This window comes from Streptococcus sp. SCPM-O-B-23252 (M501) (genome assembly GCF_058200355.1).
Genome location: NZ_JBYQGS010000001.1, coordinates 149,965 through 175,166, shown reverse-complemented (window position 1 = coordinate 175,166; position 25,202 = coordinate 149,965). Strand labels below are relative to the sequence as shown.

Below are 25,202 nucleotides of genomic sequence, written 5' to 3'. Positions count from 1 at the left end.
ATAAACATTCTGTTTCATTCATATTAAGACAGAACGAACGCGAACCAAATTTAATTCAATTCTTTTCTATTCTATCAATAATTTAGCTTTTTGTATATAGAAAAAATTAAAAAAAATATAGTTTTTTATAAAAAGTTGCAAATCTCTTTTAAAATCAAAGCATTTTTCAATCATTTTACAAACAAGTTTTTGCTTAAACCTCTCAAAAAGCCTTTGAAATCAGCTATCTATAAATTCCCTTGTCACATAAAACCTTTCATGATATACTTTAGATATCAAACTAAAGGAGATCGTTATGATGAAGGAAAAACCTAACAAAGGATTTGTTTCAGGTCTGGTGCTTGCCCTTGTCTTTCTTGCATTCGCAGGATTAGTATTTTCATTATGGATGGGACGCCAGAACCCTTCTACTAGCTTTGCGAAGGCAGAAAAGTCTGGGGATCCTGTAACGATGCAAGTCTATGATATTACACAAGAACCTGTCGGAACTGTGGACAACGGCCACGTCCTCTATATCGTCCAATATGATAACCAAAATGATGGTAAATTTGCAGGGATCGAAGCCAAAAAAGACGATGCGACGATTAAAGAAATCGTTGATAAGGCAAAAAATGGGGAACTGCTGACCAAACCTTATCAACTAAAGGGAACGCAATTGGCCCCTTTGGCAAAGGATAGCAAAAATACGTCTCGTAACGGTCGCCTTGTCGGCTATAGCGACTACATCCATTCCCTTCTCGACCCGACTTCTGTCGTGTCCCTTAATATGACGACCAGCTATTACTTAAGCCTTACAGAGTACAACAAAGACTCCTTATTCCTCTTGATTGGTTCAGCTGCTCTTGCTGGACTTTCTATCATAATGGTCGTAGCCAGCTTCTCCGTTCGGAAACGGACCATTGCTTCCTATCAGGAACTCCACCAAAACTATCCCGAACTCCAAGGAGATCTGTCCCGCCTGTCTGATGGAGCCAGCTACTACAATCAAGACTTAAAAGTTATCTTGTACAAGAATCATTTGATCACCTATTTCAAAGGAACGCAAACGATTGATTTACGAGAGGTTCAACAACTATACTTACATGTCACTCGAGTTCGTCAATCAGGGATTGCTCGCTCGATCTTCCAATTGTGCTACATCCGCAAGGACAAACCAAAGAAACAGCACCGCCTATCCATTAAGAATAGGAAGAACGCTGAAGAACAACTCTACACTCTTTTTGCACAGGTGTCTGAGAGATTCCCAGATGTCAAAGTTGGCATTTAAAGATTTTCCAACTCCCTTTGGAAATACTGTTCTCAGCACTAAAATCCCCTCATCAGAATCAGTTGATGAGGGGATTTTTACTATTTAGGTCACGTTTGAAACGAGAGGATCAAATCACTTTTTTACCATTTTTATAGACATCTGTCACTAGGTTGGTCGCGAAGAAATAGAAGAGATAATCTAGATTTGGTGCATCATAAATCGTGATGTCAGCCTGTCAAACAAGATCTAAGCTTCCGATTTTTAGGATTACTATAAAAAAGTGTATCTTCGCATGTATTTTTCTTAAACAAAAAAATCAAAAGGGAGAGGAGCAAGAGGGTACTTTTGAATTCCCTCTGTTCTTCTCCCTATTTTTTGATTTCTCAACTCACTTCAAATTTGGTTTTGTGGTGGAAGAGAGCTTCCGTAGCCTTATACACTTGATGAGCTACTTCTGCATTATTCATCGTGTATAGATGAATTCCTGCTACATCTTGAGTAACCAAATCCACGATTTGGTCTACAGTATAGGCAAGTCCTGCTGCTCTGAGAGATTCAGGGTCATTCTCATACTTGTCCAAGATAGCCTTAAACTTACGTGGGAGATGAATGTTCTCACAAGTCTTCAGTAGACGAAGAGCTTGGTTACGGTTAAGAATCGGCATGATTCCCGCATGAATTGGAACATCAATACCTGCCAAGGTACACTTGTCTTGGAAATCATAGAAACGCTCATTGTCAAAGAAAAGTTGCGTTACGAGACTGGAGCAGCCTGCGTCCACTTTCTTCTTGAGATTTTGAATATCCGAGATCTGATTTGGAGAGTCAGGGTGCCCTTCTGGGTAGCAAGCGCCAACAATATCAAAGTGAGGAGCTTGCTCCTTGATGAACTCAATCAAGTCTGTGGCGTAACGAAAATCCTTTTGAGGCTCAACACCCGGAATGATATCTCCACGAAGAGCCAAGATTTTCTGAACCCCAACCTTATCCAAATCTGCAATAGTCTCAGCCACCTTATCCTTAGTTAGGTAGATAGCTGGCAAGTGAGCAATGGTCGGAATCTCCAAGTCATTTTGGATATAGTCTGCCAAACGAACCGTCGTCTCTTTGATATTAAATTTATTATTGCTGGCAGTCACACTGATGAAGTGGGGAGCCAAGCCCTGCATATCTTTTAGGGCTGCAATAATTTTGTCATTGCCTACTGCTGGGTTTGGAGGGAAAACTTCAAATGAGAGTGACGGTGTTTGACGCGACATATGTAATAACCTTTTTCTAGTTGATTTCTTACTGATCAACCAAGTATGGAGAACTGCTTTTCTTACAATTTCTCACGCGCAACTTTCGCAGCTTCTACAAGGCGGATCAAGCTTTCTTTCGTTTCTTTAATTCCACGTGTTTTCAAACCACAGTCAGGGTTGATCCAAACTTTTCTGCTTGGTACTTTCGCAAGGATTGCTTCGATTGTGTGGTCGATTTCGCCTTCGTTAGGCACACGAGGTGAGTGGATATCGTAAACCCCAGGTCCAACTTCTGTTTGGAAGTTTTTCGCTTTGAGTTCGTCCAAGATTTCAAGGTTTGAACGACTCGCTTCAAATGAGATGACGTCTGCATCCATGTTGTCGATGGCTGGGATGATATCTGTAAATTCTGAGTAACACATGTGAGTGTGGATTTGTGTGTCTGGTGCTACTGTTGAGTGTACCAAACGGAAGGCTGGAATAGCCCAGTCAAGGTAGTCTTCATACCAGTCACTACGACGGAGTGGCAATTTTTCACGAAGAGCAGCCTCGTCGATTTGGATGATTTTCACACCTGCAGCTTCAAGATCAAGAACTTCATCCTTGATTGCAAGAGCGATTTGAAGAGTTGAATCCTTGATAGAGATGTCTTCACGTGGGAATGACCAGTTAAGAATTGTAACAGGTCCAGTCAACATCCCTTTAACAGGTTTGTTAGTACGGCTTTGTGCGTAGCTAGACCATTTCACAGTAATAGGGTTGAGACGAGTCACATCACCCCAGATGATTGGTGGTTTCACCCCACGCATACCGTATGATTGTACCCAACCATTTTTAGAGAAGAGGTAACCTGACAAGTTTTGACCGAAGTACTCAACCATGTCATTACGCTCGAATTCACCGTGTACAAGTACATCAAATCCAACTTCTTCTTGCCATTTGATCCATTCGTCAATGGTTTCAGCAAGGAAGGCATCGTATTCTTCTTGTGACAATTCACCCTTACGGAAGGCCAAACGTTTCGCACGAACTTCTTTCGTTTGAGGGAAGGATCCGATGGTTGTTGTTGGAAGAGCTGGAAGTTTGAAGGCATCTTCTTGGATTGCTTCACGTTCAGCAAAAGCTGGCAAACGAGTGTAGTCTGCGTCTGTCAATCCAGCGATACGCGCACGAAGTTCTGCATTTGCTCCGACACGTTCAGTCGCAAAGAGTTCTTTGTTTGCTGCAAGAGCTTCTGCTCCTTGACCGTTGCGGATAGCATCCAAATCACGGATTTCATCCAATTTTTCAACTGCAAAAGCAAAGTGGTTCAAGATAGCTGGTTCAAAGTCTTCATTAGCAGTTGTAAATGGCACATGAAGAAGTGAGCATGAGCTAGTCAAAACGATGTTTTCAGCTGGGATTTGCTCAAGAATAGCCAAGCTCTTTTCATAGTTGTTGCGCCAGATGTTCTTACCATTGACGATACCTGCATAAAGCGTCTTGTCAGCTGGGAAGCCACCTTTAACGAGTTCAAGAGTTTTCTTCCCTTCAACGAAGTCCAAACCAATCGCATCTACTGGCAAATTCACAAGGGCAGAGTAGATGTCACGAACATCACCAAAGTAAGTTTGGATCAAGACCTCAAGACCTTTCTTGTCAGCCAAGAGCTTGTTGTAGAGGTTCAAGAATAGCGCTTTTTCTTCAGCTGATAAATCTTTAACAAGAGCTGCTTCATCCAGTTGGATACGAGTCGCACCAAGCTCAGCCAATTTAGCAAAAACATCTTGGTAAGCAGCTACTAAGCTATCAACGAAGTCTTCTGCTTTTACGCCTTCTTCAAAGTCTGATAATTGAAGGAAAGTGAATGGTCCAACCACAACTGGACGAGTGTCAAGACCCAATTCTTTCGCTTCTTGGTACTCATCAAAAATCTTGTGACCAGCCAATTTGACTTCTGTTGTTTTTTCAAATTTTGGAACGATGTAGTGGTAGTTGGTGTTGAACCATTTCTTCATTGGAAGAGCACGCACATCCCCTTTTTCTCCTTGGTAACCACGCGCCAAGGCAAAGTAGCGTTCAAGGTCAGACAAGTCCAAGTTTTGAACAGATGTAGGAACCACGTTGAAAAGGAAGGCTGCATCTAGGAAGTTGTCATAGTGAGAAAAGTCATTTGATGGGATTTCAGTGATACCTTTTTCTTTGACAATATTCCAGTGTTTGGCACGCAATTCTTTTGCAGCATCCAACAAATCTTCAGCTGTAATTTCGTTTCTAAAATATTTCTCAGTTGTAAATTTTAGTTCGCGGAATTCACCCAAACGAGGGAATCCGATAATTGTAGTTGACATGTTTTGTCCTCCAAAAATTCAAGTTGAGTCTATCTTATCAGAAGAAGCGCCTTCTGTATAATTGCTTTTCAATGGTTTATGGTATAGCCAGAAGCTATAACCTTATAGATCAAGGGTTTCCGCCACTTGTCATTGAACAGAACTAATAGACCTTATAAAAAATAACTATAAGGCTTCTACCAGACAGACTGAGACCCCTCCCATAGGACAGTCCTCATTCCCTCTAAAACAAAAAAAGAAGCTATCCGCTTCTTTTTTTGTAGAAACTTATGCTCAAGTTAGTTGCACACAAAAAGCATCCCAAGGTTCCAATACTTTTGTCTGTTTGACCTGCTCTACATTGGTATTGCTAATGAGGACCTCCTGATAGTCTTGCTTCAGTTCAAAGCTCTGAACTTGACTAGACAAATTGACCACAATCAAATAGCGTTGATTCCCATCTACTCGTTGGTAGGCAAAGACCTGATCTGCTGTATCCAGTAGTTCAAAGTCGGCAGAGATCAACCAATCTTGCTCCTTACGGAGGGCAACCAATTGTTGGTAGGTATAGAAAACGGATGAGGAATCAGCCAAAGCCGCTTCTACATTTATTTCCTGATAGTTTGGATTGACAGCTAGCCATGGGCGACCGGTTGTAAAACCAGCCTGTGGCAGATTGGACCACTGCATAGGGGTTCGAGCATTGTCCCGGCCAATATGTCGGATCTGGTCCATAATGGTGTCTAGCTCCACTCCCTTTTCTAGGCTTTCCTTGGCGTAGTTAATAGATTCAATATCTTCGATTTCGTCCAGGCTCTTAAAAGGATAGTTGGTCATGCCAATCTCTTCTCCCTGGTAGATATAAGGTGTCCCTCTCATCAAATGAAGAAGAATGGCTAGGGCCTTAGCGGACTTCACCCGATAGGCTTGCTCATCTCCCCAGGCAGAAACAATCCGAGGGAGGTCATGGTTGTTCCAAAAGAGGGAATTCCAGCCTTCGTCCATGCCCAGTTCCGTCTGCCATTTGTTAAAGATTTCTTTCAACTTAGGAACATTGAGCTTCTTCGCATAGTGCCATTTTGGCTGGCCTTCTTGGAAGAAAAGCCCGATGTGCTCAAATTGAAAGACCATTGACAATTCCTCATTATCAGGACCAGAGTATTGCTTAGCAATCTCAGGTGTCGCTCCCCAGGTCTCCCCGACCGTTAACAAATCCTTATCCCCGAAAGTCGCTCGATTCATTTCTTTCAGATAAGGGTGGAGCATGGGACCATTGGCTACGATCTTCTGATCAGGAATTTTCCCAATCATGTCGATGACATCCATCCGAAAACCACCGATCCCCTTGTCGATCCAAAAGTTCATCATGTCATAAATCTTCTGCCGAAGGGTCTCATTTTCCCAATTCAGGTCTGGTTGCTTCTTACTAAAGAAGTGCAAATAATACTGCTGGGAAGCCGGATCAAATTCCCAAGCTGACCCACTGAAGGTAGAGACAAGATCATTGGGTTGGTCCCGCCAAATATAGTAGTCCCGCTCCGGACTGTTTGGATTTTCTTTCGCTTCGATAAACCAGGCATGCTCATCAGAGGTATGGTTGACCACCAAATCCATGATCATCTTAATACCTCGCTTTTGCCCCTCCGCAATCAATGTTTCCATATCTTCCATGGTGCCAAAGATGGAAGCAATAGCCTCATAATCAGATATATCGTAGCCATTATCATCCATAGGGCTTTGGTAGACAGGAGACAGCCAAATAGCCGTAATGCCTAACTTCTCCAAATAATCCAGTTTACTGATGATCCCCTTGAGGTCACCGATTCCATCGCCATTGCTATCTAAAAAACTCTTGGGATAGATTTGATAAATCACGGCATCATGCCACCATTTTTTCTTCATGCGCTTCTCCTTTTTGACTTTACTTGTAATCCCTTACATCATAACCAAACTTGAAAAGAATTGCAACTCTTAGTGGATCTATCAGTCTCCCTTAAAATAAAAAAGAAAGTCTCTTTAGAGACCTTCCTTTTCAAGACTTCGATTCTTCTTTTCTTTTTGCCAATTGTGATAAGAAAGCATGGCCAATCCAAAGAGGTGACTACCAAACAAGGCGGCCACAAAAATCAGCTTGCCCCTGCCTGGATAAGAAAGTGGGAGATTGCTAAAGCCATAGCGAGCCCATTCGATAAAAATCGGATGCGAAAAATAAAGCGCCATGCTCATCTGCTTTAAGTACTGCATATCATAGCTTTTCAAAAAGGACGATCGCAGACAAGCATTAACCAAATAGACCGTCACAAAGGGAAGGAGCAAGAAAAAGTTCTTATCGATTCCTTCATGTTGAAAAATGATGAGGCCTTCTAGACAGAACAGTCCAAAGGCAAGGGCCACTTTTTGCCAACGGTGAACCTTAAAGGTTTGTGCATAAAAATGATCATAGAGATAGTATCCCATATAGATAAAAATAGGCGTGTAAAAGAGACCATTTCGCGCTGTGAAAAATAAGTTGCTGTAGAGTTGGTATCCCTTGAGAAGACTCGTGGTGTCCAGATAAGCTGAATAGGTCTCGATCAAACCCCAGCAGTATAGAAGAAACGTGATCACCCCCGTCCAAACCATACCTAGGCGTTTGACCAATTGATTGACCAAAAACAAGCCCAGCAAAAAGGCTGGGATATACCAGAGTTGGTAGCACATTCCCAGATAGAGCAGAGCAATCAGAACGCCTGCTGGAAAGAGATAGACAGGGAGATGGAGACTAGAAAAAAAGACCCAGGCATAGGGAAGATAGACACAACTCCAAAATAAATAGGTTTTTACGATTTTGACCAGGTAGGCCTTCATTTTCCTTGCATCTCTTAGTGATGGCTTGAGGAAAAAGCTGGCACAGACGATAAAAAATGGCACCGCCAGCCGTCCAAGGATACTCTTGAGGCCAAAATGCACCAGCTCATAGGAAGTTAAGCGACCACTATGCACCAAAATCACTGCAATTGCAAAGAGGTATTGAAAAAGACTAATACTGGAAGTGTTATAGAGGGAATTCTTTTTCATGGTCCTACTCCTTCGCCAAATGCAGATTCTATGGTTATTTTAGCATGAAAGAGAGGACCAAGCAAGGAATCCTTGCCTCCTTATCTACCTTTTTTCCTCTATTTTTGATATACTCAAAGCATGCACAAACAAACGATTATTGATTTTAAAGAGCTTGGATTGCGACACGTTTTCACCAAGCCCCTAAAGGAATTAAAAACAAGAGACCTCGGCCAAGTAGAGACTCTTCTGAGAGAGGTAGAAGCCTATCAGGAGGCTGGTTTTTATGCCGTAGGCTATGTCAGCTATGAAGCCGCTCCTGCTTTTGAGAAAAAATTAGCCGTCCACCCAGCACCACTCATGGGAGAGTATCTCCTCTATTTCACAATTCATGAGGAGGTCGAGACCCTTCCTTTCCCAGAGGACTACGAGGCAGTGGATCTTCCAGCCAATTGGCAGGAAGAGGTAGAGGCGCCTGCTTATCAAAAAGCTATCGAGACCATCCAGCACCACATCCGCCAAGGGGATACCTATCAGGTCAACTACACCGTCCAGCTTTCTCAAGAGCTAAAAGCTGACCCTTTGGCCATCTACAATCGCTTGGTGGTAGAACAGAAGGCCCATTACAATGCCTTTATCCAGCACGATGATGTGTCCATCCTCTCTATTAGTCCTGAGCTCTTTTTTGAACAAGATGACCGGCTACTGACCACCCGCCCTATGAAGGGGACGACTCGTCGTGGGCTTACCAACCAAACAGATCTTCAAGAGGCTGCTTGGCTAGAAGCTGATCCCAAAAATCGAGCAGAAAACATGATGATTGTGGATCTCCTGCGTAATGATATGAATCGCATTTCGGAGATCGGAAGTGAGCAGGTGACCCATCTCTGCCAGGTGGAGCAATACTCTACTGTTTGGCAGATGACCTCGACCATTGAAAGTCGCATACGCCCCGAAGTCGACCTAGTCCAAACCTTCCAGGCTCTCTTTCCTTGCGGTTCCATCACAGGGGCACCGAAGATTTCCACTATGGAAATTATTCAACGGACAGAGGTTGCTCCTCGTGGCGTCTACTGTGGAACAATCGGTATCCTTCTTCCAAAAGGGAAACGGATTTTTAATGTGGCCATTCGAACCCTTCAAATGCAAGGGCATCAAGCCGTCTATGGCGTAGGTGGAGGCATCACTTGGGACAGCAAATGGGAAAGTGAATACCAGGAGACCAAGCAAAAGTCTGCTGTCCTCTACCGACAAGAACCTCGCTTTGACCTCTTGACAACTGGTCGTATCCACCAAGGAGAGTTGACCTTCCTGGAGCAACACCTGACCCGTTTAAGAGAGGCCAATCGCTACTTTGCCTATCCTTTTGATGAGCCAAAACTCCTGAAAGAACTTCAAGAAGAGCTTGCTCGTTTGGACTCCAACCTTGACTATCGTTGTCGGATTGCCTTACAAAAAAACGGGGCCTTCCAGCTGGCTATCACCGAGCTGAAGGACTTGCCCGCTAGCTATCTGCAGGCTCAACTGACCGAGCAAAAGCTTGATTTAGCGAAGCCATTTACTTATTTTAAGACTAGCCAGCGAGCCCATCTAGTAGCTAAAGATCACGAGCAGATCTTCTATTTAGAAGACGGGACCTTGCTAGAGACGACCATCGGAAATCTCATCCTAGAGATTGACGGCCAGCGCTACACACCTCCAGCCCACCTCCCTATCCTCGACGGGATTTACCGCCGCTATCTCTTAGAAACTGGACAAGTAGAAGAAAAACTGTTAACGCTGAAGGATTTAGAAGTCGCTGACCAAGTCTATGCCTGCAATGCCCTGCGTGGCCTCTATCCACTCGATTTCACTAGAGAGGAATCAGAATGAAACTTATTTTTTTACATGGCCTAGGCCAGGATGCCCACTCTTGGCAAGGGGTCCAAGATGCACTTTCCCCCTTGCAATCTGAATCTTTCGCTATTTTCTCCCGTCCAAGCGAAAGTTATCAGGAGGCCAAAGAAAGATTGACGGAGTACCTCCAACAAGAAAGCGAACCCTTTATTCTGGTTGGACTCTCACTGGGAGGCGTTCTCGCTCTCGATCTCTCCAGCCGAGACTTGCAACAACTCAAGGGCTTGGTGCTTTCAGGGACGCAATACAAACTCAACACCAATCTCCTCTATAGGCTCCAAATTCTCCTTTTTCGTCTGATTCCCAAGCGTGTCTTTGAAAAGCAGGGGGCCAATAAACAGCACATGTTGCAAATCTTTACCGAATTAAAAAGTCTCAATCTAACCGATACCGCTAAAACCTGCCCTCTTCCTAGCCTAGTGATTTGTGGCAGCAAAGATGGGGCCAATCAGGCTTCTTCTAAAAAGTTGGCAAATCTCCTGCCTAAAGGTCACTATCTAGAAATCGCAGACGGAGGCCATCTACTCAATACTCAGAAACCCCATGAACTGGCACAAGCTATCAAAGAGTTTGTTGGTGATTTTTAATAGGAACAGAGGCTGGGCATAAAGTGTCCAGTCTCTTATATATGATAGTTATAACTGCAAGGCGCAGTAGCTGATTGCTCAAAGCACTGCTTTGAGGTGGTGAATAGAACTTGCGAGCAAGTTTCCTAAGTCTTTGTTCGCCTTTTAAGCTCCAAAGATGACCTAATCAGCCTTGCGGGGGTGGGGCAACGAACGATTTTTAGTCAAAATTCGTTCTGTCCCACTCCCGTTTTTTTAGAAATATTTTAGAATTGCTTGATAGTTATTTGAAAAGCAAGCTGTATACTAAGAGTGTAAAAAAAATAACTAGTCATTTGGACGAAGGAGAAAACCATGGAAAAAGTATTAGAAATTTCCCATTTGAGTAAAAAGTTCGGTCAACAATACGCCTTAAATGATGTGAATCTGAGCATTCGCAAAGGCGACGTCTACGGCCTGATCGGTAAGAACGGGGCAGGGAAAACCACCCTCATCAAGGTCATCACCCAGCTGATTCAAGAAACTGACGGAAGCGTCTCCCTCTTCGCTTCCACGAATCGCTCTCAGTGGACACAAGCCCTGAAACGGGTTGGTTCCGTCATTGAGAGTCCTGTGGCTCACAAGCATATGACCGCCTACCAAAACTTAGTCTACTATTGCAAGGCTCGCCATATTCCCAATCCCGACCAGGTCATCAAAGAAACCTTGAATTATGTTGGCCTGAATAATACGGGTAAGAAGAAATTCCGCGATTTTTCACTCGGGATGAAACAACGGTTGGGAATTGCGATTGCGCTCATTGCCAAGCCCGACTTCCTCATTTTGGACGAACCCATCAATGGTCTCGATCCCGTCGGAATCAAGGAATTCCGTCAGATGATCAAGCGCCTCAACGATGAACTCGGTATGACCATCCTCATTTCCAGTCATATCCTTTCCGAGCTTTATCTGGTTGCCAATCGTTTTGGCATTGTCGACCAAGGACGCCTGATCAAAGAAATTAGTAAGGCTGAATTCGAAGAACAAGGAGAAGATTACATCATCCTCAAGACCAGCCAGCTAGCCCTTGCGAGTCAACTGATCCAGGATCAACTCCATCACCGTATCAAGGTCATCGATAAAGATGGAGAAATCCATATCTTCGGACAGACTCACGATATTAAAGTCATTGTCAAAGCCCTCGTTCAAGCGGATATTGACGTGGACGAAATCTACTATGCCCGCCAAGATCTGGAAAAATTCTTTACGGACTTGGTAGACTAGTCAAATCACCGCCTTGTTTTACTTATCCCACATATTTCATTTAGGAGATCTATCATGTTGCATACCATTCAAGCAGATTTTTACAGACTTTTTCGCTCCAAAGGCTTTTGGATTACAGAAGCCATTCTCGTTCTCAACATCCTGTCTGGAGTCATCTTTGGAGCTACCGGCCACGTCGGCGTCAATACGGAATCCAAATTACCCCAAGCAACCGAAGTTTGGACGGGCTTTAAAGCCTTGACCAACTACTCTTCCAGCATCAGTGTGACTATCCTCTTTACCATTATTGTCATCACCTTGGTTCTAGGAACAGACTTAACGCAAAACTTATACAAGAATAGTCTGGCCTATGGGGTTTCGCGCACCAGCTACTACTTTGCCAAAAGCGCCGTTGTCCTGACCATTGCCCTCTTCCAATTTCTCGTTTCTTATGGTCTCGTCTTCTTGATCGCGACCCTCTACAATGGACTTGGAACCATGCCAGAGCACTTCCTTGCTCATTTTGGTCTGACCGTGCTGATTCAGTTCCTTTCCACCCTGGCTTGGGTCAGCATCATTTCCTTCCTCCTTTATGCTAGCCAATCCATCACCCTAGCCTTCGTTGGCTACTTCGTTGGAAATATCCTCTTAAGTCTTCCTGCGCTTTTCTTTAAAGATATTGATATCCTCCACTATCTAAACTTGGAATTCCAATATTCCATGGTCCAAAGCACCACAGCAACGAACAACACCCTCTCGATTGCTCTTGGATTCATCCTTGTTTTTGGCTTCCTAGGACTCGCTACTTTCAAACACAAAGATTTATGACAAAAAGGCTTGAGCGGTGCTCAAGCCTTTTTTCTCAGTGTAATGGTCAAGATAAACCAATCTGCCTCTGTTGCCAGTTGCAAGTCGCCCCCTAAGATCTCTACAAAATTTTGAATGATATAGAGACCCAAGCCAGATGATTCTTCTGTATCCGATAGATTTTCTGAGTAGAAGCGACTAGCCAACTGGTCTAAGTGCTGGATCGGTTGTTGCACAATATTGCGTAGCTCGACCCGAATCGTGTCCTCATCCGACATCAAGGTCAAGCGGGCCTGATCCTTCCCATGCTTGAGGACATTGCTGAGCATATTTTGCAAGAGGCGCTCCCAGAGCTCCGGATCCGTAGCATAATGAAGATGCTCCTCCATCTCCACTTCTAAGGCAATCCCCGCCTCAGACAAGCTATCATAATACTGGAACAACTGCTGGGTCAGGACTTGGCTGAGATTAACGTCTGTAAGCCGAGGCTGAATAGCTCCCTCCATCAAGCGTCTGTATTCCAAGAGAGATTCCAGGCGTTTTGAGACGACTTGAAGATTGGAAGCAATTTTCTTCAGCTTTTCCTCTTCCTGCGTCCCACCCTTGATGATTTGTTGGGTATAGCCCGATGCAATGGTCAAAGGCGTCCGGATATCATGAGCAATATTACTGATGGCCATATCCAAGGTCTTTTTCTCTTGAAAGGCAATCCGATTGGTCCGCTCGATTTGATCAAAGAGATCACTGACCTGCTTGGTCAAGGCGACCATTTCTTTTTTTGAAACACGTGACGTTAACCGTACCCCACTCCCATTTTGGAGCTTCTGTTGAATCTGCTCCTGCAAATCTGTGAGAGCAGAGAGTAGGCGAAGGTAACCCAGTCCCAAGAGAAAGACAAGGACGACTAGAATTAGAACCAATCCCCACATTACTTGTCTCCTTTCAAGCGAACGCCCAAGCCCCAGACGGTTTCAATGTAATCCTCATCTGGGTCTAGTTGGGCAATTTTCTTCCGGAGATTACTCAACTGGGCATTAAGGGTATTGTCTCCAGGCAGATAGACCTCTTCCCAGACCGCCTCATACAATTCTTCCTTGGTGAAAATCTTCTTTGGATGAACCAGCAAGGTCTCAAAAATTTGAAATTCTTTTTTGCCCAAGCGAAGCGTCTGTTCGCCAGACTCCAGTTCAAAGGTTTCTGGATTTAAGACCAAATTCTTAAAGGATAGCTTTTGCGGCGCTTGAGCTTCCTGTGCTACCGTCGTTTGATTTCGCAGCTGCACCGTCACACGAGCTGCCACCTCATCCAGATTAAAGGGCTTGACAATATAATCATTGGCACCGGCAAGGAGGTACTGGCTAATGAGGTGTTTGTCTCCAAGAGCCGTCATCATGATAACCGGCACCTGACTCTGCAAACGGATCTCCTCCAGGACCTGGTCCCCATTTTTCCCTGGAAGCATGATGTCCAGGAGGACCAAATCAACGGCTTCTTGCTGGAAGAGTCGCAACCCTTCTGTACCTGAAAAAGCCTGAAGGACCTCATAGTCTTCACTTAAGAGACTGTATAAAATTTCTTGGATATCATTATTATCCTCGATTAATAAAATCCGTGCCACTTGCCTCGCTCCTTTTTCCTTTGAACTCCAAATCATTTCTATTCCCCTAGCCTATCAAATAAAAGCTCCTTCGTCAATGAAAATATGAGAAAATTCTATAGTACCCAGGTAGATCTGCATGTTAGGTTATCACAGGATGAACTTGACTATCCTTTCTTTCAAAGGGTATAATAGGACCAATGACAGAATAGGGAGAATCATCTATGAAAAAAAATGCCAAAACGAAAATCAGCCTTGTATCCATTCTCGTTATCCTGGGCGTTGCTGGAAGAATGATGCGAGTCATCCACCGACACCAAATTAGAGAGCAAAACAGACAAAACATCCAAACGACTAAAAAGGTTGCAGAGTTTCAGAAAACACTAGACGAGGAAGAAACGAAGAAACGCAACGAAACCTTCAACAAGGTTTTTAATGAATCCCTAGTTCAGAAAAATTTTGAAAATTGGCAAAAAGTCGATGAATTTCATGGTTTGGGACAGAGAACTGGACAATTTTATATCTATAACTTTGAAAAAAAGGAAGAGATTCTCCTAGAGAATACAGATCAAGCATTTGTTCTACCCATTCGAGACAAGAGTGATAACGTCACATTTCAGGCTATTTTTGCCCACAAGGACGGCCAGTGGCACATCATGAAGCCAGACGGAAGTTCGCAGTTGCAACTAGGAGAAGCCAACATTTCCGCTGAATCTAAGTTTGTCATCGAGAACAATGTCTTAGACTACGACCAGTAAATCCATAATGACTTGGTTTAACTACATACAAAAAGCTTAGGACCCCAGCTTGTGGTTGGGATTCTAAGCTTTTTAGTTTATAGGGGAGAGTCGGCCAGCAAGGACCGAAAACTTTTATTCAACAGAAGCCCCATTGGTCGCAATGACGTCTTTGTACCAATAGAAGGATTTCTTACGTGAGCGGGCCAAGCTTCCCTTGCCTTCATTGTCCCGATCGACATAGATAAAACCGTAGCGCTTCTTCATTTCTCCAGTCCCGGCAGAGACCAGGTCAATACAGCCCCAAGTCGTATAGCCCCAGAGGACAACACCATCTTCATGAATGGCATCCCGCATGGCCTTGATGTGGGCTGCCAGGTAGTTAATCCGGTAGTCATCCTCAATCTCCCCGGCTTCATTTGGAGTATCAACGGCGCCTAGTCCATTTTCTACGATAAACAGAGGCTTTTGATAACGATCCCAGATGGTGTTGAGGGTAATGCGGAGACCAAGAGGGTCAATCTGCCAACCCCATTCTGAGCTTTCTAGGTAGGGGTTCTTCAGAGAGGCAAAGATATTGCCTGCTGTTTTCTCCCTTTCAGCTGGATCCCCTGAAGCGACCCGACTGGCATAGTAGGAGAAGGAAATAAAGTCCACTGTATGGTCTTTCAACAATTGAAGGTCCTGCTCGGTCATCTCAACCGTGATTCCCTGACGCTCCCACTCTTTCTTAGCATAGTTTGGGTATTCCCCACGCGCCTGCACATCGATGAAGAAATAGTTCTTGCGGTCTTCTTCTAGACCAGCCCAGACATCTCGCGGAGCACAGGTATGCGGATAGTTTTGCCCAGCTGCCAACATACAGCCAACCTTATTGTTAGGATCAATCTCATGGGCTAGCTTGGTAGCAATGGCTGAAGCGACCAACTCATGGTGAGCCGCCTGGTATTTGACTTGCTCCTCATTCTCCCCTTCTTCAAAGCAGAGACCCGCTCCCATAAAAGGCGCATGAAGGATCATATTGATTTCATTGAAGGTCAGCCAGTAGTTGACCAAGCCCTTGTAGCGAGTGAAGAGGGTCCGGCAGAGACGTTCATAACATTCCAACATCTTGCGACTGCGCCAACCTCCATACTCAGTAATCAAATGCATGGGACAGTCAAAGTGGGTAATGGTCACCAAGGGTTCAATGCCATACTTGTGGCACTCCTTAAAGAGGTCTTCATAGAACTGTAGACCTGCTTCATTTGGCTCCAGTTCATCCCCTTTCGGGAAAATCCGAGACCAGGCAATGGACAAGCGATAAGTTTTAAAGCCCATTTCCCCAAAGAGCGCAATGTCTTCCTTGTAGCGATGGTACATATCAATGCCATCCTTAGCCGGATAAAAATAGCCCTCTTCAAAGTCGAACATCTTTTTCTGACCCGTAATAATGGCGTGACGATCAGGACCAATCGGTACCACATCCACATTGGTCAAGCCACGGCCATCTTCATTATAAGCTCCCTCACACTGGTTAGCAGCCGTCGCCCCACCCCAAAGAAAACCATCTGGAAATTGAAGTTTATCGGTCATCTCTCTACCTCACTTGATTTGATAGTTCTATTATACCCTTCTCTAACCCGAAAATCTTACAACATCCTAGGAAAAACTGATACTATTCTAAGGTATCTACCACACTCATACAAGAAAACAGATCGGACGAATCCGATCTGTTAAAATGCATACTCTTTTGCCAAATATAATATTGGTCTTTCTTAAATCTAATAAATTCTGTTAAAATAGAAAAATTTTATTCGTTAGAATTATTCAATCATCTACTGAAACTTTCCGCCGTGAGAAAAGTGCTAGAAACACGATTGTTTCTAGCACTCGGGAGTTTTGAAACTTTAGGTTCAAAACTAAGTCATGGAACTTCCTGGATTGCTGAAATCATCCACTGGATAATTTCACCTAACGTCCGTACTCACCTAAGGAAAGTTTCAAAGAAGATTTTGTCTTTAATAAAAAAGACCGGATGGCTCCGATCTTTTCTATAGTTCATTTTCTCAAATTCTATTTTAAGAATAGCTAAGGTTGGCGTTAAATGACCACGCCTCCTATTTCATACGATAAAAATCAATCACTAGACCTGCTGGACCACTTACTAGCAGGGATTCGGTTCCCCAATCAGTTACAGCTGGACCATTTAAAACCTGGATACCAAGATCTTTCAACCGTTGGTAGTTCTGCTCTACATCCTCAACTTCAACGTGAAGAATGATTCCTGACTGGAAATTTTCCAAAGGTATCAAATGGTTTTGGGATAACATGAGACAGTGACTGCCAATCGTGAACTGAGCAAAACTTTGGTCAACATAGTCCGCCTTTTTGTCCAAGATACGCTCCAAGTCAGCACATACTTGGGGAACATTTGAAACGATGATATCTAATTGATTTAAATTCATTTACTATCCTCCAGAAAAAGACCGGATAGCTCCGATCTTTTCAAGTTCTGCTCTAAGAAAATCAAAGCATAAAATCTACAATGTTTACTTTTGATTTTCCACAAGAGAAATTATTTGATTGCGCGTGATTGCAATCCTTCTTCTTCCAAGAAGAGACGGAATGGTACGAGTTCTTCTGCTTCGTATTTTTCCTTGAAGGCTTTAATAGCTTCTTCTGAGTGTTGTTTTGGATCCAACTCAAGTACTTCTACTGGAAGTGGACGATGTGGAGTGATGTGAGCATTGATAACAACAGTTTTACCTTCTTTGTTCAATTTAACAGCTTCAGCAACGACTGCGTCGATGTCTTCGATACGGTCAACTGTAAATCCAATAGCTCCTTGAGCTTCAGCGATTTTCGCATAGTCAGCATTAGGGAAGTCACAACCAAACAAGTGTTTGTTTGTGTCTTCGTATTTGTCCTTGATGAAGGCATATTTACCATTTGAGAAGACAACGTTGATAACTGGAAGGTCGTATTGAACGTTTGTGATAACGTCTGGGTAGCACATGTTGAATGCACCGTCACCCATGATGTTCCATACTTGGCGATCTGGATTGTCTTTCTTAGCAGCGATACCACCAGGAAGGGCAATACCCATTGTCGCAAAGAGTGGAGATGTACGCCACATGTTCTTAGGTGTCATGTGAAGGTGACGAGTAGATGTTTGAGTAGTGTCACCTACGTCGATTGAATAGATAGCGTCTTGATCAGCATGTTTGTTGATTGCATTGTAAACTTGATACAATTGCAATTCACCCTCAGTTTTACCTTCGAGTTTGTTCATGTAATCACGCCAGTTTTGGTTATTCTTCACGTTTGCACGCCACCATGGAGTAGATTCAACTGGATTCACTTTGTCAAGGATTGCTTTCGCTGCTTGACCTGCATCACCAAGGATTGAAGCGTCTAGGGCATGACGTTTACCAAGTTTGTAAGGGTCGATATCTACTTGGATAAATTTTTCAGTGTTTTTGAAGGCTTCGTAAACTTCAGCAAATGGGAAGTTTGAACCAAGGAAAAGAACTGTGTCTGCTTCAAAGACAACTTCGTTGGCTGGTTTCCAACCAACACGGTAAGCAGAACCTGTCAAACCTTCGTAGTTCCATTCGAAAGCTTCAAAGTTTTTACCAGTTGTGATGATTGGTGCTTTGATTTTACGTGACAATTCAGTAATCACTTCACCAGCTTTAACACCACCGTAACCAGCGTAGATCACTGGACGTTCCGCATTGTTCAAGATTTCAACAGCTTTGTCAATTTCAACTTCGTTCAAAGCAGGAGCGATAAATGAACGCTCGTAAGAACCTGATCCGTAGTATGAGTTTTCGTCGATTTCTTGGAAACCAAAGTTTACTGGAATTTCAACAACGGCTGGACCTTTTTTAGAAACAGCAGCACGGCAAGCTTCGTCAATTACTTTTGGCAATTGCTCTGCGTAAGCTACACGTTTGTTGTAAACAGCGATACCGTTGTACATTGGGTTTTGGTTCAATTCTTGGAAGGCATCCATGTTCAATTCGTTAACTGGACGTGATCCAAGGATAGCAAGGAATGGAGTGTTATCCATAGCTGCATCGTAAACACCATTGATCAAGTGAGTTGCACCAGGTCCACCTGAACCAACTGCAACACCGATAGAACCACCAAATTTAGCTTGCATAACCGCTGCAAGAGCACCTGTTTCTTCGTGGCGAACTTGCAAGAAACGGATATCTTTGTCTTCAGCCAAAGCGTCCATGAGTGAGCTAAGTGTTCCTGATGGGATACCGTAGATAGTGTCTACGCCCCATGTTTTCAATACGTTGAGCATTGCTGCAGATGCAGTAATTTTCCCTTGAGTCATAATGATAACTCTCCTTCAATAAAAATAATTGTCAGTCTTTGAACTGAATTCGACAAAGAGTGAAAACGTTTCAAATAACTTTACTATATCAATTTATCACGTTTTATTGTCCTTGTATAAGAATATGCTCACCGAACACCTGGAACTATTACATAACACAAAGCAAAAATCTGTTCTGTTTCCGCGAACTATTTTATAACAGAAGTCATAAACCGCATAAGGACAAGGTTTTTGCTTGTTGTAGAATTAGTACAAAATAAAGTGTTTTCCCGAACTGTTTTATAGAAAGCATAAAAAATCCTAGCTGGAAAATCATTTTCCTTGCTAGGATGGGTTATATTTCTCTTTGAAGAGCCTTACTCAAGACCCTGTATCCTTCAATTGTTAAATGAAGACCATCTGTTGTATAAGCCGGCTTGAGCTGACCATCTTCTCCAAGCAAATGGTCAAAAACATTGATAAATTCAACATTTATCATCCCTTGGGCCAATTCGTGGTAGGCCTGGTTCAAGGTCTGAATCTTCTGATTGGTCCGGATATAAACTGTCCCCTTGTAGGGCTCTCCCTCATTCACAGGAAGAACCGAAACGAGTTTGATTTGCGCCAAGGGCAAGAGCCGCACCATCTCCTGCAGGATGATGCTCATGTTTTCAATGGTTTCCGACAGGGGCATTTCCTTACCAATGTCATTAGTTCCAATCAGCAAAAAAACCTTATCCACTGCTTGACCGAAAATATGGGCATCTAGATGCTCTCTTAAGAGGTCTGTCTTGTAGCCTCTAATCCCCCGGTTCACCATATACTGATCCGTCAGCAGCAACTCTTGAAGGGGATAGTATTCGACGATAGAGTCTCCTATAAAAAGAATATCGGGTTCCCTCAAAGGATTGTGATTCAGTTCTCGGTAATTCTTCTGTATTTTTTCCTGTTCTTTCAACAGCCAGGTCTCCAATAATTGTACAGCCATAAAGGCTCCTTTCGATTCGTATAGTAGAAACTGTGCAAGGTAGGATAGGCGCCTAGTCGAAGCTGAGCCTTCCATCCAAGTAAGCTTCGATGACTTCGTAGACCCCCTGATTCTGATGAGAAGGTGCCGTATAGCGGGCTGCTTGTCGCGCATGGGGATCCGCATTTTCCATTGCATAGGAATAGGTCGCTAACTCAAGCATCTCGACATCGTTTTGGCTATCGCCAAATGCCATCAAGTGCCCACCATCCACGCCCCAGCGTTCTTCTAAGAATTGAATGGCTGTAGCCTTATTGACACCCGGTTGCAGAATATCAATGGCCCCATAGCCACTAGCTGCTGGAAGCAGGCGCTCTCCAAACTTTTCTCGTAACTCCTGCACAAAGGCTTCGACTTTTTCAGTCTCAGTGACGACACTTAGCTTCAAAACTTGCTCGCCATGTTCATGGGCCAAATCATCCACAAAGCCCATCCGTTTGTAAAAAGCAGCTGCTAACTCCGGCGTCATCAATTGCTCTAAAAGAGGAAACTCTGTTCCTTTCTTGGCATAGCCTCCCGATAAGCTACTAACGACCAGATGAAGTTCTTCTTCTCGGCCTTCTAGATAATGCAAGACCTCCTGCACCAGCTCTTCCGGCCAGCTGCACTCTCGGATGAGCTTCCCCTTCTCTAATATCCGTGCCCCATTGGCCAGCACCAAGGTGACGCGATCTTTCAAGTCTCCCAATACATGAGCCATACGGCTATAGCCATTCCCTGTCGCAATGACAAAAGGAATCCCTCTTTGGTCTAGCTGATCCAAAATGCGGCTCAAGCGCTCATGATCTACTTCTCCTTGCTCGTCCATCAGAGTGCCATCCATATCTGTCGCAATCATTTGTAGCATACCGCCACCTCTTTCCATCTTTCCCCTATTATACACCATTCCCTCATCATTTTGGAGCCTTCTCTCCCATAAATCACACCTCTCCTCCTTCCTTAAAATTTAAGAAATTCCAACAAATCCTCTTTAATTTTTGGTCCAATTTTATTATAATATAGATAGTAGATTTTCCCTGTATGAGTAACTAGCAGACCCTTTCACACACCTGGTAAAAACGTCTGCTACTCCCGAAAAAGATCTAAGAGGTAGGCATGAACACAAAGACCTTATACCGCCAAACATCCTTTCCCAATAGCGATTTCCCTTTTTCAATCAGACAGATTAGAACACAAAATGGACAGCCAGATATCTTATTTCACTGGCACACCGATATTGAGATTATTTATGTCAATGAAGGGACTGCTCAGTTCCATATCGACTATGAATATTTTAATAGTCAGACTGGTGATATTATTTTGATCCGCCCCAATGCCCTCCACTCCATCCACCCCATCCAGAGTTCTTCTCATACTATGGATGTCCTGCATTTTAATCTGGACCTGATTGGGATTACCCATAAAAATATCGCCACCCTAAAATATTTACAACCCCTCTACAATGGGGATTTTGAATTCGTCCGACGCATTCAAGCCCAATCACCCGGTTACGAAGAAATCAAACAGAGCCTCTTAACCTGTATGGCAAACGGAAGAGAACAAGGACCCTACTATGAACTCCGACTTAAATCCCAGCTCAATGAACTCCTCTATCTCCTCTTCTCTCACAACTATATCGTCGAGAAGAAGTTCTCAACGGACGCTTACCGGAGAGAAGAAAAAATCCGTTTGGTCCTCGACCATATTTCGAACCATTACCAAGAGGAGCTCATGATCGAGCATTTGGCAGAGCTGTGCCATTTTAGCCCGACCCACTTCATGAATTTCTTTAAGAAACAATTAGGGCTCTCTTGTATGGAGTACATCATTCAATATCGGCTGAAAAAAGCGGCCCATCTCCTCCAGCATTCCGATCAGGCAATCATTGATATCGCGAGCCAATCTGGCTTCAACAACCTCTCAAACTTTAATCGCCAGTTCAAGAAATACTATCAGGTCACTCCAAGCCAATACCGAAAAGCTTGTCTTTAACCAATAGATCAAACAATAAAAGCACATAAAACACAAGTGAAGTTTGCGTTTTATGTGCTTTTAATTTTTTACAACAGAAGGTCTGATAAAGCCTAGCAACCTTCCTCTTTATCACTCAACATTCTATTCAAAGACCATTTCCCTGTCTTTTCATATTGTCCAATTAATTCTTGGGAAGTTTGAGTGATTTCTGAAGGAAAATGAAGGCTTTTTAATGTATTGACCGCATTCTTCGTTACTGTAGCCCCCTGCTTTATCTGATAATCAAAGACAATTTTCCCGTCAACATAGCGACTGTCAAAATGATAATTATCATTGACTGCACCAGATGCCGCAACTAGCTCAATATCATGACTCGAAATCATATACAGGCAATCGTGTCTCGATAGCCAGCGGACAATCCCTAAGCCAGACCCAATTCGCTCAATGGTATTGGTTCCCTTAAAGAGTTCATCAATAAAGAAATAATGAAAACCTGACTTTTCCAGACTCTCAATCATTCGGAGGATCGTTTTGCTCTCTGTAATAAAATAACTATCTCCAACCTCGATATCATCGCTGACATCCATAGAGGTCATGACATGTCCATAAGAAAGCTCCAAACTGTCACCATAAGCGAAGCCCAAGCCCTGCGCTAAAATACAGTTAATGGCTACCATTTTCAAATAAGTGGATTTCCCGGAGGCATTATCCCCACTAATCACCATATTCTTTTCAAAACTAACGTCGTTAGCAACCGGATCTGCTAGTAAAGGATGGTATATCCCCTTTCCTTTAATCCCAGTCTCTTCCTTAAAATTGGGATGACAAATCAAATCACCATCACGCTTATGGCGTAGAAGGCTGATAGCTACTTCCAATTCGCCCAAAAGATTGATTGTTTCCTGCGCTTCTTTCTGATGAGTCCTCACTTGCTGGTAGATATAGATTTGGGCAATCTGCGGAATTAAGAAAAGAAAATTAAGGTAAATCAGGATAATTTCCATCTCGGAGCTTCCTGTTGGACTTTGTAAGATGCTGGAAATGACTTTCGTCTTCTTAAATGGTTGGACAGCCTGTTTGAGGGTTTCTTGTTTTGGTAGTGCTAGACGGCTCAGCTTTTCCGCTGAAGCAAAGATACGAACCAAGTAACTAACTTGATCCAAGCGCAGTTTATTCGACCAATTCCGAATGCTCGAAAAAATGATATTAAACGTCACACTCGCTATCAAGACTGACATGGCTTGAATTTTAAAAAACGGAAGAAAGAAAAGAGAGAGGACTGGCAAACACGCTAAAAAAATATAGAGAGAAAGATAAATCCTCGAATCTTGCTTCCCTGGATTCGCCACAATACTTCTAGCCATATTGTGGTTCTTTTTTCCTAACTGGTTCATAACAACCTGAACCTTCAGACGAAGATCCGTGTGATGTTCAAAGAAATCTTCTAACTCCTGCAAAGATGCATCTGGTTGAAAGTTTATCAAACGCATCTTCTGATACAAGGCCTCTGCCCCAATACTAGACTGTGTATGGTTCAGCTGATCAAAGACTCTATGCATGTCTAAATCATGCCAAGTTTGACCATCTACTTGACTATCCGTTGGCTGGAATGTAGATGCCAAAAGCATCGTTTCCACTAAACTCTCTTCACTATCATTTTTTATAAAAAAAGGTTTCCCCTCCCAAGCCTTGGCTAAATTTTTTCTCAGACGAATCGTTGATATCCGATTTGTTAGAACCATAATGATAATCAGTCCAACAAATCCAATTGGTAACCACTCCAGTTTGTCCATTCCTTAATCCTCCCTTCCTATTGCCAATTCAGATTCACACGTTCCTTTACTTCCTGGTAGGCTGTATCGACACGCGCCTTTGTTTCGTCATCCAATTGGTCCCGATACTTGCCGCCTTCAATCCAGTCCTCCAAAATATAGGTCTGGAAATGATAGAGTTCATAGCCTTCAGGAGAATAACTGTCCTTTGGCGTCCGGTTGACCCAAGTAGGATGAGCTGTGGCCGTTTTGATCCGCGTCTTACGCCCTACCTTCTCAATGGTGATATCCATCAGGACACCCCGTTCGGTCCATTGGGCATTGTCTATCCCTTCCATGGTTTCCATCCGCTGATTGGAAAGGAAATTCCCCATAGAATAAATGATCAATTTCTGTTGCCCATCCTTATCCACAATCTCAGCAGGCTGGACGACATGAGGATGACCACCCAAGACGATATCCGCACCCCAAGAAATCATCTTATGGTATAGCTCCTTTTGTTCCTCTGTTGGTTCTAACTCATATTCATTTCCAATCTGAGGCATGACAATGGTCATGTCCGCTTCCATCTCCGCTTTTTGGATTTCTTGACGCATCCGCTCCTCATTGAGATCCGATAGACGGTTGTCATAGTCCTCTTGTTCTAGATTATATTCCATCCCATTAAACCCGTAGGAATAGGCCAAAATCGCAATCTTGATCCCATTTACCTCCTTGATTAGGATAGGGGCTTGATCCCGCGTCTCATGTGGGTAGACACCAACCGTTTGGATCCCCGCGTCTTCAAAAGCCTTGGCAGTCGAAAACAGCCCTTCCAAGCCAGAATCGAGGATATGGTTATGTCCCAGATCCATCACCTGATAGCCTGCCTTCTTAATCGAAGCAACTACCTCCCCAGGGGCATTGAAAATCGGATAACCCGAAAGCCCATAATCCGGATTAATGGTCCCTTCAAAATCCCCCAAGACCAGATCTCCTTGCTTTAACCATTCCTGAGCATAGTGATAATTCTCAGAAAAATCATAGCTTCCATCTTCCTTGGCGGCGCTCATATAAATCAAGTCATGATAGAGTTGATCTCCATTTGCCATGATCCGAGCCGTATGCGGTAACTGATCCGGATGAATTTCTTCTTGCTTTTCAACGACTTCCGGCATTTCTAGCGCTGTAATGGGAAAACCATTCCATTTTTGAACCCACAAGACCAGATTTGCTGCCGCAAATACTGTAATCAGCAAACCATAGACAAACTGTTCGTTGGTCAGGCGGAAAGCGGTCACCTTTCCCAAGCCAATATCAAGCCAGTCGTTGAGCATCCTGAGGATATCTTTCCCAAGCTCGCTCCATCTCTTTAAGAGATCCTTCCAATTCTTCATCATCTTCTCTTCCTATTCAATTCTCTTGCACTTGTCAAAGGCCTCTCCCTAGCATCTTGATGCTACCTTTTACATTCTCACA

Annotated in this window: 20 protein-coding genes; 7 read left to right on the top strand and 13 right to left on the bottom strand. The window is 43.5% G+C overall.

Translation table 11 applies throughout. The features are described from left to right. Positions 1 to 295 precede the first annotated feature (295 nt). Positions 296 to 1,267 (top strand): hypothetical protein, encoded by a 972-nt coding sequence (locus AC3E6G_RS00795; RefSeq protein WP_048691157.1) that lies wholly within the window; start codon positions 296 to 298, stop codon positions 1,265 to 1,267. A 365-nt stretch (positions 1,268 to 1,632) separates the two neighbouring features. On the opposite strand, the gene metF is transcribed toward AC3E6G_RS00795, so the two are convergent. The 4 genes from metF to AC3E6G_RS00775 form a co-directional block, all read right to left on the bottom strand. Beyond that, on the bottom strand, positions 1,633 to 2,508 hold the full coding sequence (metF, locus tag AC3E6G_RS00790; protein WP_140814290.1) for a methylenetetrahydrofolate reductase [NAD(P)H]: 876 nt from the start codon (positions 2,506 to 2,508) through the stop codon (positions 1,633 to 1,635). Between the two features lie 62 nt (positions 2,509 to 2,570). Further along, positions 2,571 to 4,820 (bottom strand): 5-methyltetrahydropteroyltriglutamate--homocysteine S-methyltransferase, encoded by a 2,250-nt coding sequence (gene metE, locus AC3E6G_RS00785; RefSeq protein ID WP_140814291.1) that lies wholly within the window; start codon positions 4,818 to 4,820, stop codon positions 2,571 to 2,573. A 273-nt stretch (positions 4,821 to 5,093) separates the two neighbouring features. Beyond that, positions 5,094 to 6,701, bottom strand: coding sequence for a glycoside hydrolase family 13 protein (locus AC3E6G_RS00780; protein ID WP_490700270.1), 1,608 nt, complete (start codon positions 6,699 to 6,701; stop codon positions 5,094 to 5,096). A 114-nt stretch (positions 6,702 to 6,815) separates the two neighbouring features. Further along, positions 6,816 to 7,856 carry an acyltransferase family protein gene (locus AC3E6G_RS00775; protein ID WP_490700269.1) on the bottom strand — a complete coding sequence of 347 codons (1,041 nt, stop codon included), beginning with the start codon at positions 7,854 to 7,856 and terminating at the stop codon, positions 6,816 to 6,818. A gap of 120 nt (positions 7,857 to 7,976) precedes the next feature. On the opposite strand from AC3E6G_RS00775, the gene pabB reads away from it, so the two are divergent. The 4 genes from pabB (at position 7,977) to AC3E6G_RS00755 (ending at position 12,367) form a co-directional block, all read left to right on the top strand. Beyond that, positions 7,977 to 9,707, top strand: coding sequence for an aminodeoxychorismate synthase component I (gene pabB / locus AC3E6G_RS00770; protein WP_490700268.1), 1,731 nt, complete (start codon positions 7,977 to 7,979; stop codon positions 9,705 to 9,707). Further along, a complete protein-coding gene (locus AC3E6G_RS00765; RefSeq protein WP_140814295.1) occupies positions 9,704 to 10,318 on the top strand; it encodes an alpha/beta fold hydrolase in 615 nt (204 codons plus the stop codon). Before pabB ends, AC3E6G_RS00765 begins: the two co-directional genes overlap by 4 nt. A 333-nt stretch (positions 10,319 to 10,651) precedes the next feature. Further along, a complete protein-coding gene (locus AC3E6G_RS00760) occupies positions 10,652 to 11,560 on the top strand; it encodes an ABC transporter ATP-binding protein (protein ID WP_140814296.1) in 909 nt (302 codons plus the stop codon). Positions 11,561 to 11,614: 54 nt separating this feature from the next. Continuing rightward, entirely contained in the window at positions 11,615 to 12,367 is a 753-nt protein-coding gene (locus AC3E6G_RS00755) for an ABC transporter permease (protein ID WP_140814297.1), read from the top strand. Between the two features lie 20 nt (positions 12,368 to 12,387). On the opposite strand, the gene AC3E6G_RS00750 is transcribed toward AC3E6G_RS00755, so the two are convergent. Together AC3E6G_RS00750 and AC3E6G_RS00745 are read right to left on the bottom strand one after the other, a co-directional pair. Next, complete coding sequence (locus AC3E6G_RS00750; RefSeq protein WP_490700267.1) at positions 12,388 to 13,275, bottom strand: sensor histidine kinase; 888 nt, start codon at positions 13,273 to 13,275, stop codon at positions 12,388 to 12,390. Next, complete coding sequence (locus AC3E6G_RS00745) at positions 13,275 to 13,964, bottom strand: response regulator transcription factor (RefSeq protein ID WP_172605117.1); 690 nt, start codon at positions 13,962 to 13,964, stop codon at positions 13,275 to 13,277. The genes AC3E6G_RS00750 and AC3E6G_RS00745 overlap by 1 nt, the downstream gene beginning before the upstream one ends. 203 nt (positions 13,965 to 14,167) lie before the next feature. Here AC3E6G_RS00745 and AC3E6G_RS00740 point away from each other — a divergent pair, with 203 nt between their 5' ends. After that, entirely contained in the window at positions 14,168 to 14,701 is a 534-nt protein-coding gene (locus tag AC3E6G_RS00740; RefSeq protein ID WP_490700266.1) for a hypothetical protein, read from the top strand. Positions 14,702 to 14,815: 114 nt separating this feature from the next. On the opposite strand, the gene AC3E6G_RS00735 is transcribed toward AC3E6G_RS00740, so the two are convergent. The 5 genes from AC3E6G_RS00735 to AC3E6G_RS00715 all read right to left on the bottom strand — a co-directional run bounded on the left by AC3E6G_RS00735 (position 14,816) and on the right by AC3E6G_RS00715 (position 20,866). Then, positions 14,816 to 16,255, bottom strand: coding sequence for a 6-phospho-beta-glucosidase (locus AC3E6G_RS00735; protein ID WP_490700265.1), 1,440 nt, complete (start codon positions 16,253 to 16,255; stop codon positions 14,816 to 14,818). 524 nt (positions 16,256 to 16,779) lie between these two features. Then, on the bottom strand, positions 16,780 to 17,127 hold the full coding sequence (locus AC3E6G_RS00730; RefSeq protein ID WP_129270049.1) for a VOC family protein: 348 nt from the start codon (positions 17,125 to 17,127) through the stop codon (positions 16,780 to 16,782). Between the two features lie 110 nt (positions 17,128 to 17,237). After that, positions 17,238 to 19,013: a pyruvate oxidase gene (spxB, locus tag AC3E6G_RS00725; protein WP_490700264.1), complete on the bottom strand. Its 1,776-nt coding sequence runs from the start codon at positions 19,011 to 19,013 to the stop codon at positions 17,238 to 17,240. A gap of 334 nt (positions 19,014 to 19,347) precedes the next feature. Next, complete coding sequence (locus tag AC3E6G_RS00720) at positions 19,348 to 19,980, bottom strand: SGNH/GDSL hydrolase family protein (RefSeq protein ID WP_129270047.1); 633 nt, start codon at positions 19,978 to 19,980, stop codon at positions 19,348 to 19,350. 52 nt (positions 19,981 to 20,032) lie between these two features. Continuing rightward, positions 20,033 to 20,866: a Cof-type HAD-IIB family hydrolase gene (locus AC3E6G_RS00715; protein WP_129270045.1), complete on the bottom strand. Its 834-nt coding sequence runs from the start codon at positions 20,864 to 20,866 to the stop codon at positions 20,033 to 20,035. A gap of 248 nt (positions 20,867 to 21,114) precedes the next feature. On the opposite strand from AC3E6G_RS00715, the gene AC3E6G_RS00710 reads away from it, so the two are divergent. After that, the gene (locus tag AC3E6G_RS00710; protein ID WP_129270043.1) at positions 21,115 to 21,990 is read left to right on the top strand and encodes an AraC family transcriptional regulator; all 876 of its coding nucleotides are present in this window, start codon (positions 21,115 to 21,117) and stop codon (positions 21,988 to 21,990) included. Between the two features lie 92 nt (positions 21,991 to 22,082). On the opposite strand, the gene AC3E6G_RS00705 is transcribed toward AC3E6G_RS00710, so the two are convergent. Continuing rightward, the gene (locus tag AC3E6G_RS00705; RefSeq protein WP_490700263.1) at positions 22,083 to 23,765 is read right to left on the bottom strand and encodes a MutS-related protein; all 1,683 of its coding nucleotides are present in this window, start codon (positions 23,763 to 23,765) and stop codon (positions 22,083 to 22,085) included. Positions 23,766 to 23,782: 17 nt separating this feature from the next. Next, positions 23,783 to 25,060 (bottom strand): CapA family protein, encoded by a 1,278-nt coding sequence (locus tag AC3E6G_RS00700; protein ID WP_233436518.1) that lies wholly within the window; start codon positions 25,058 to 25,060, stop codon positions 23,783 to 23,785. Positions 25,061 to 25,202 lie beyond the last annotated feature (142 nt).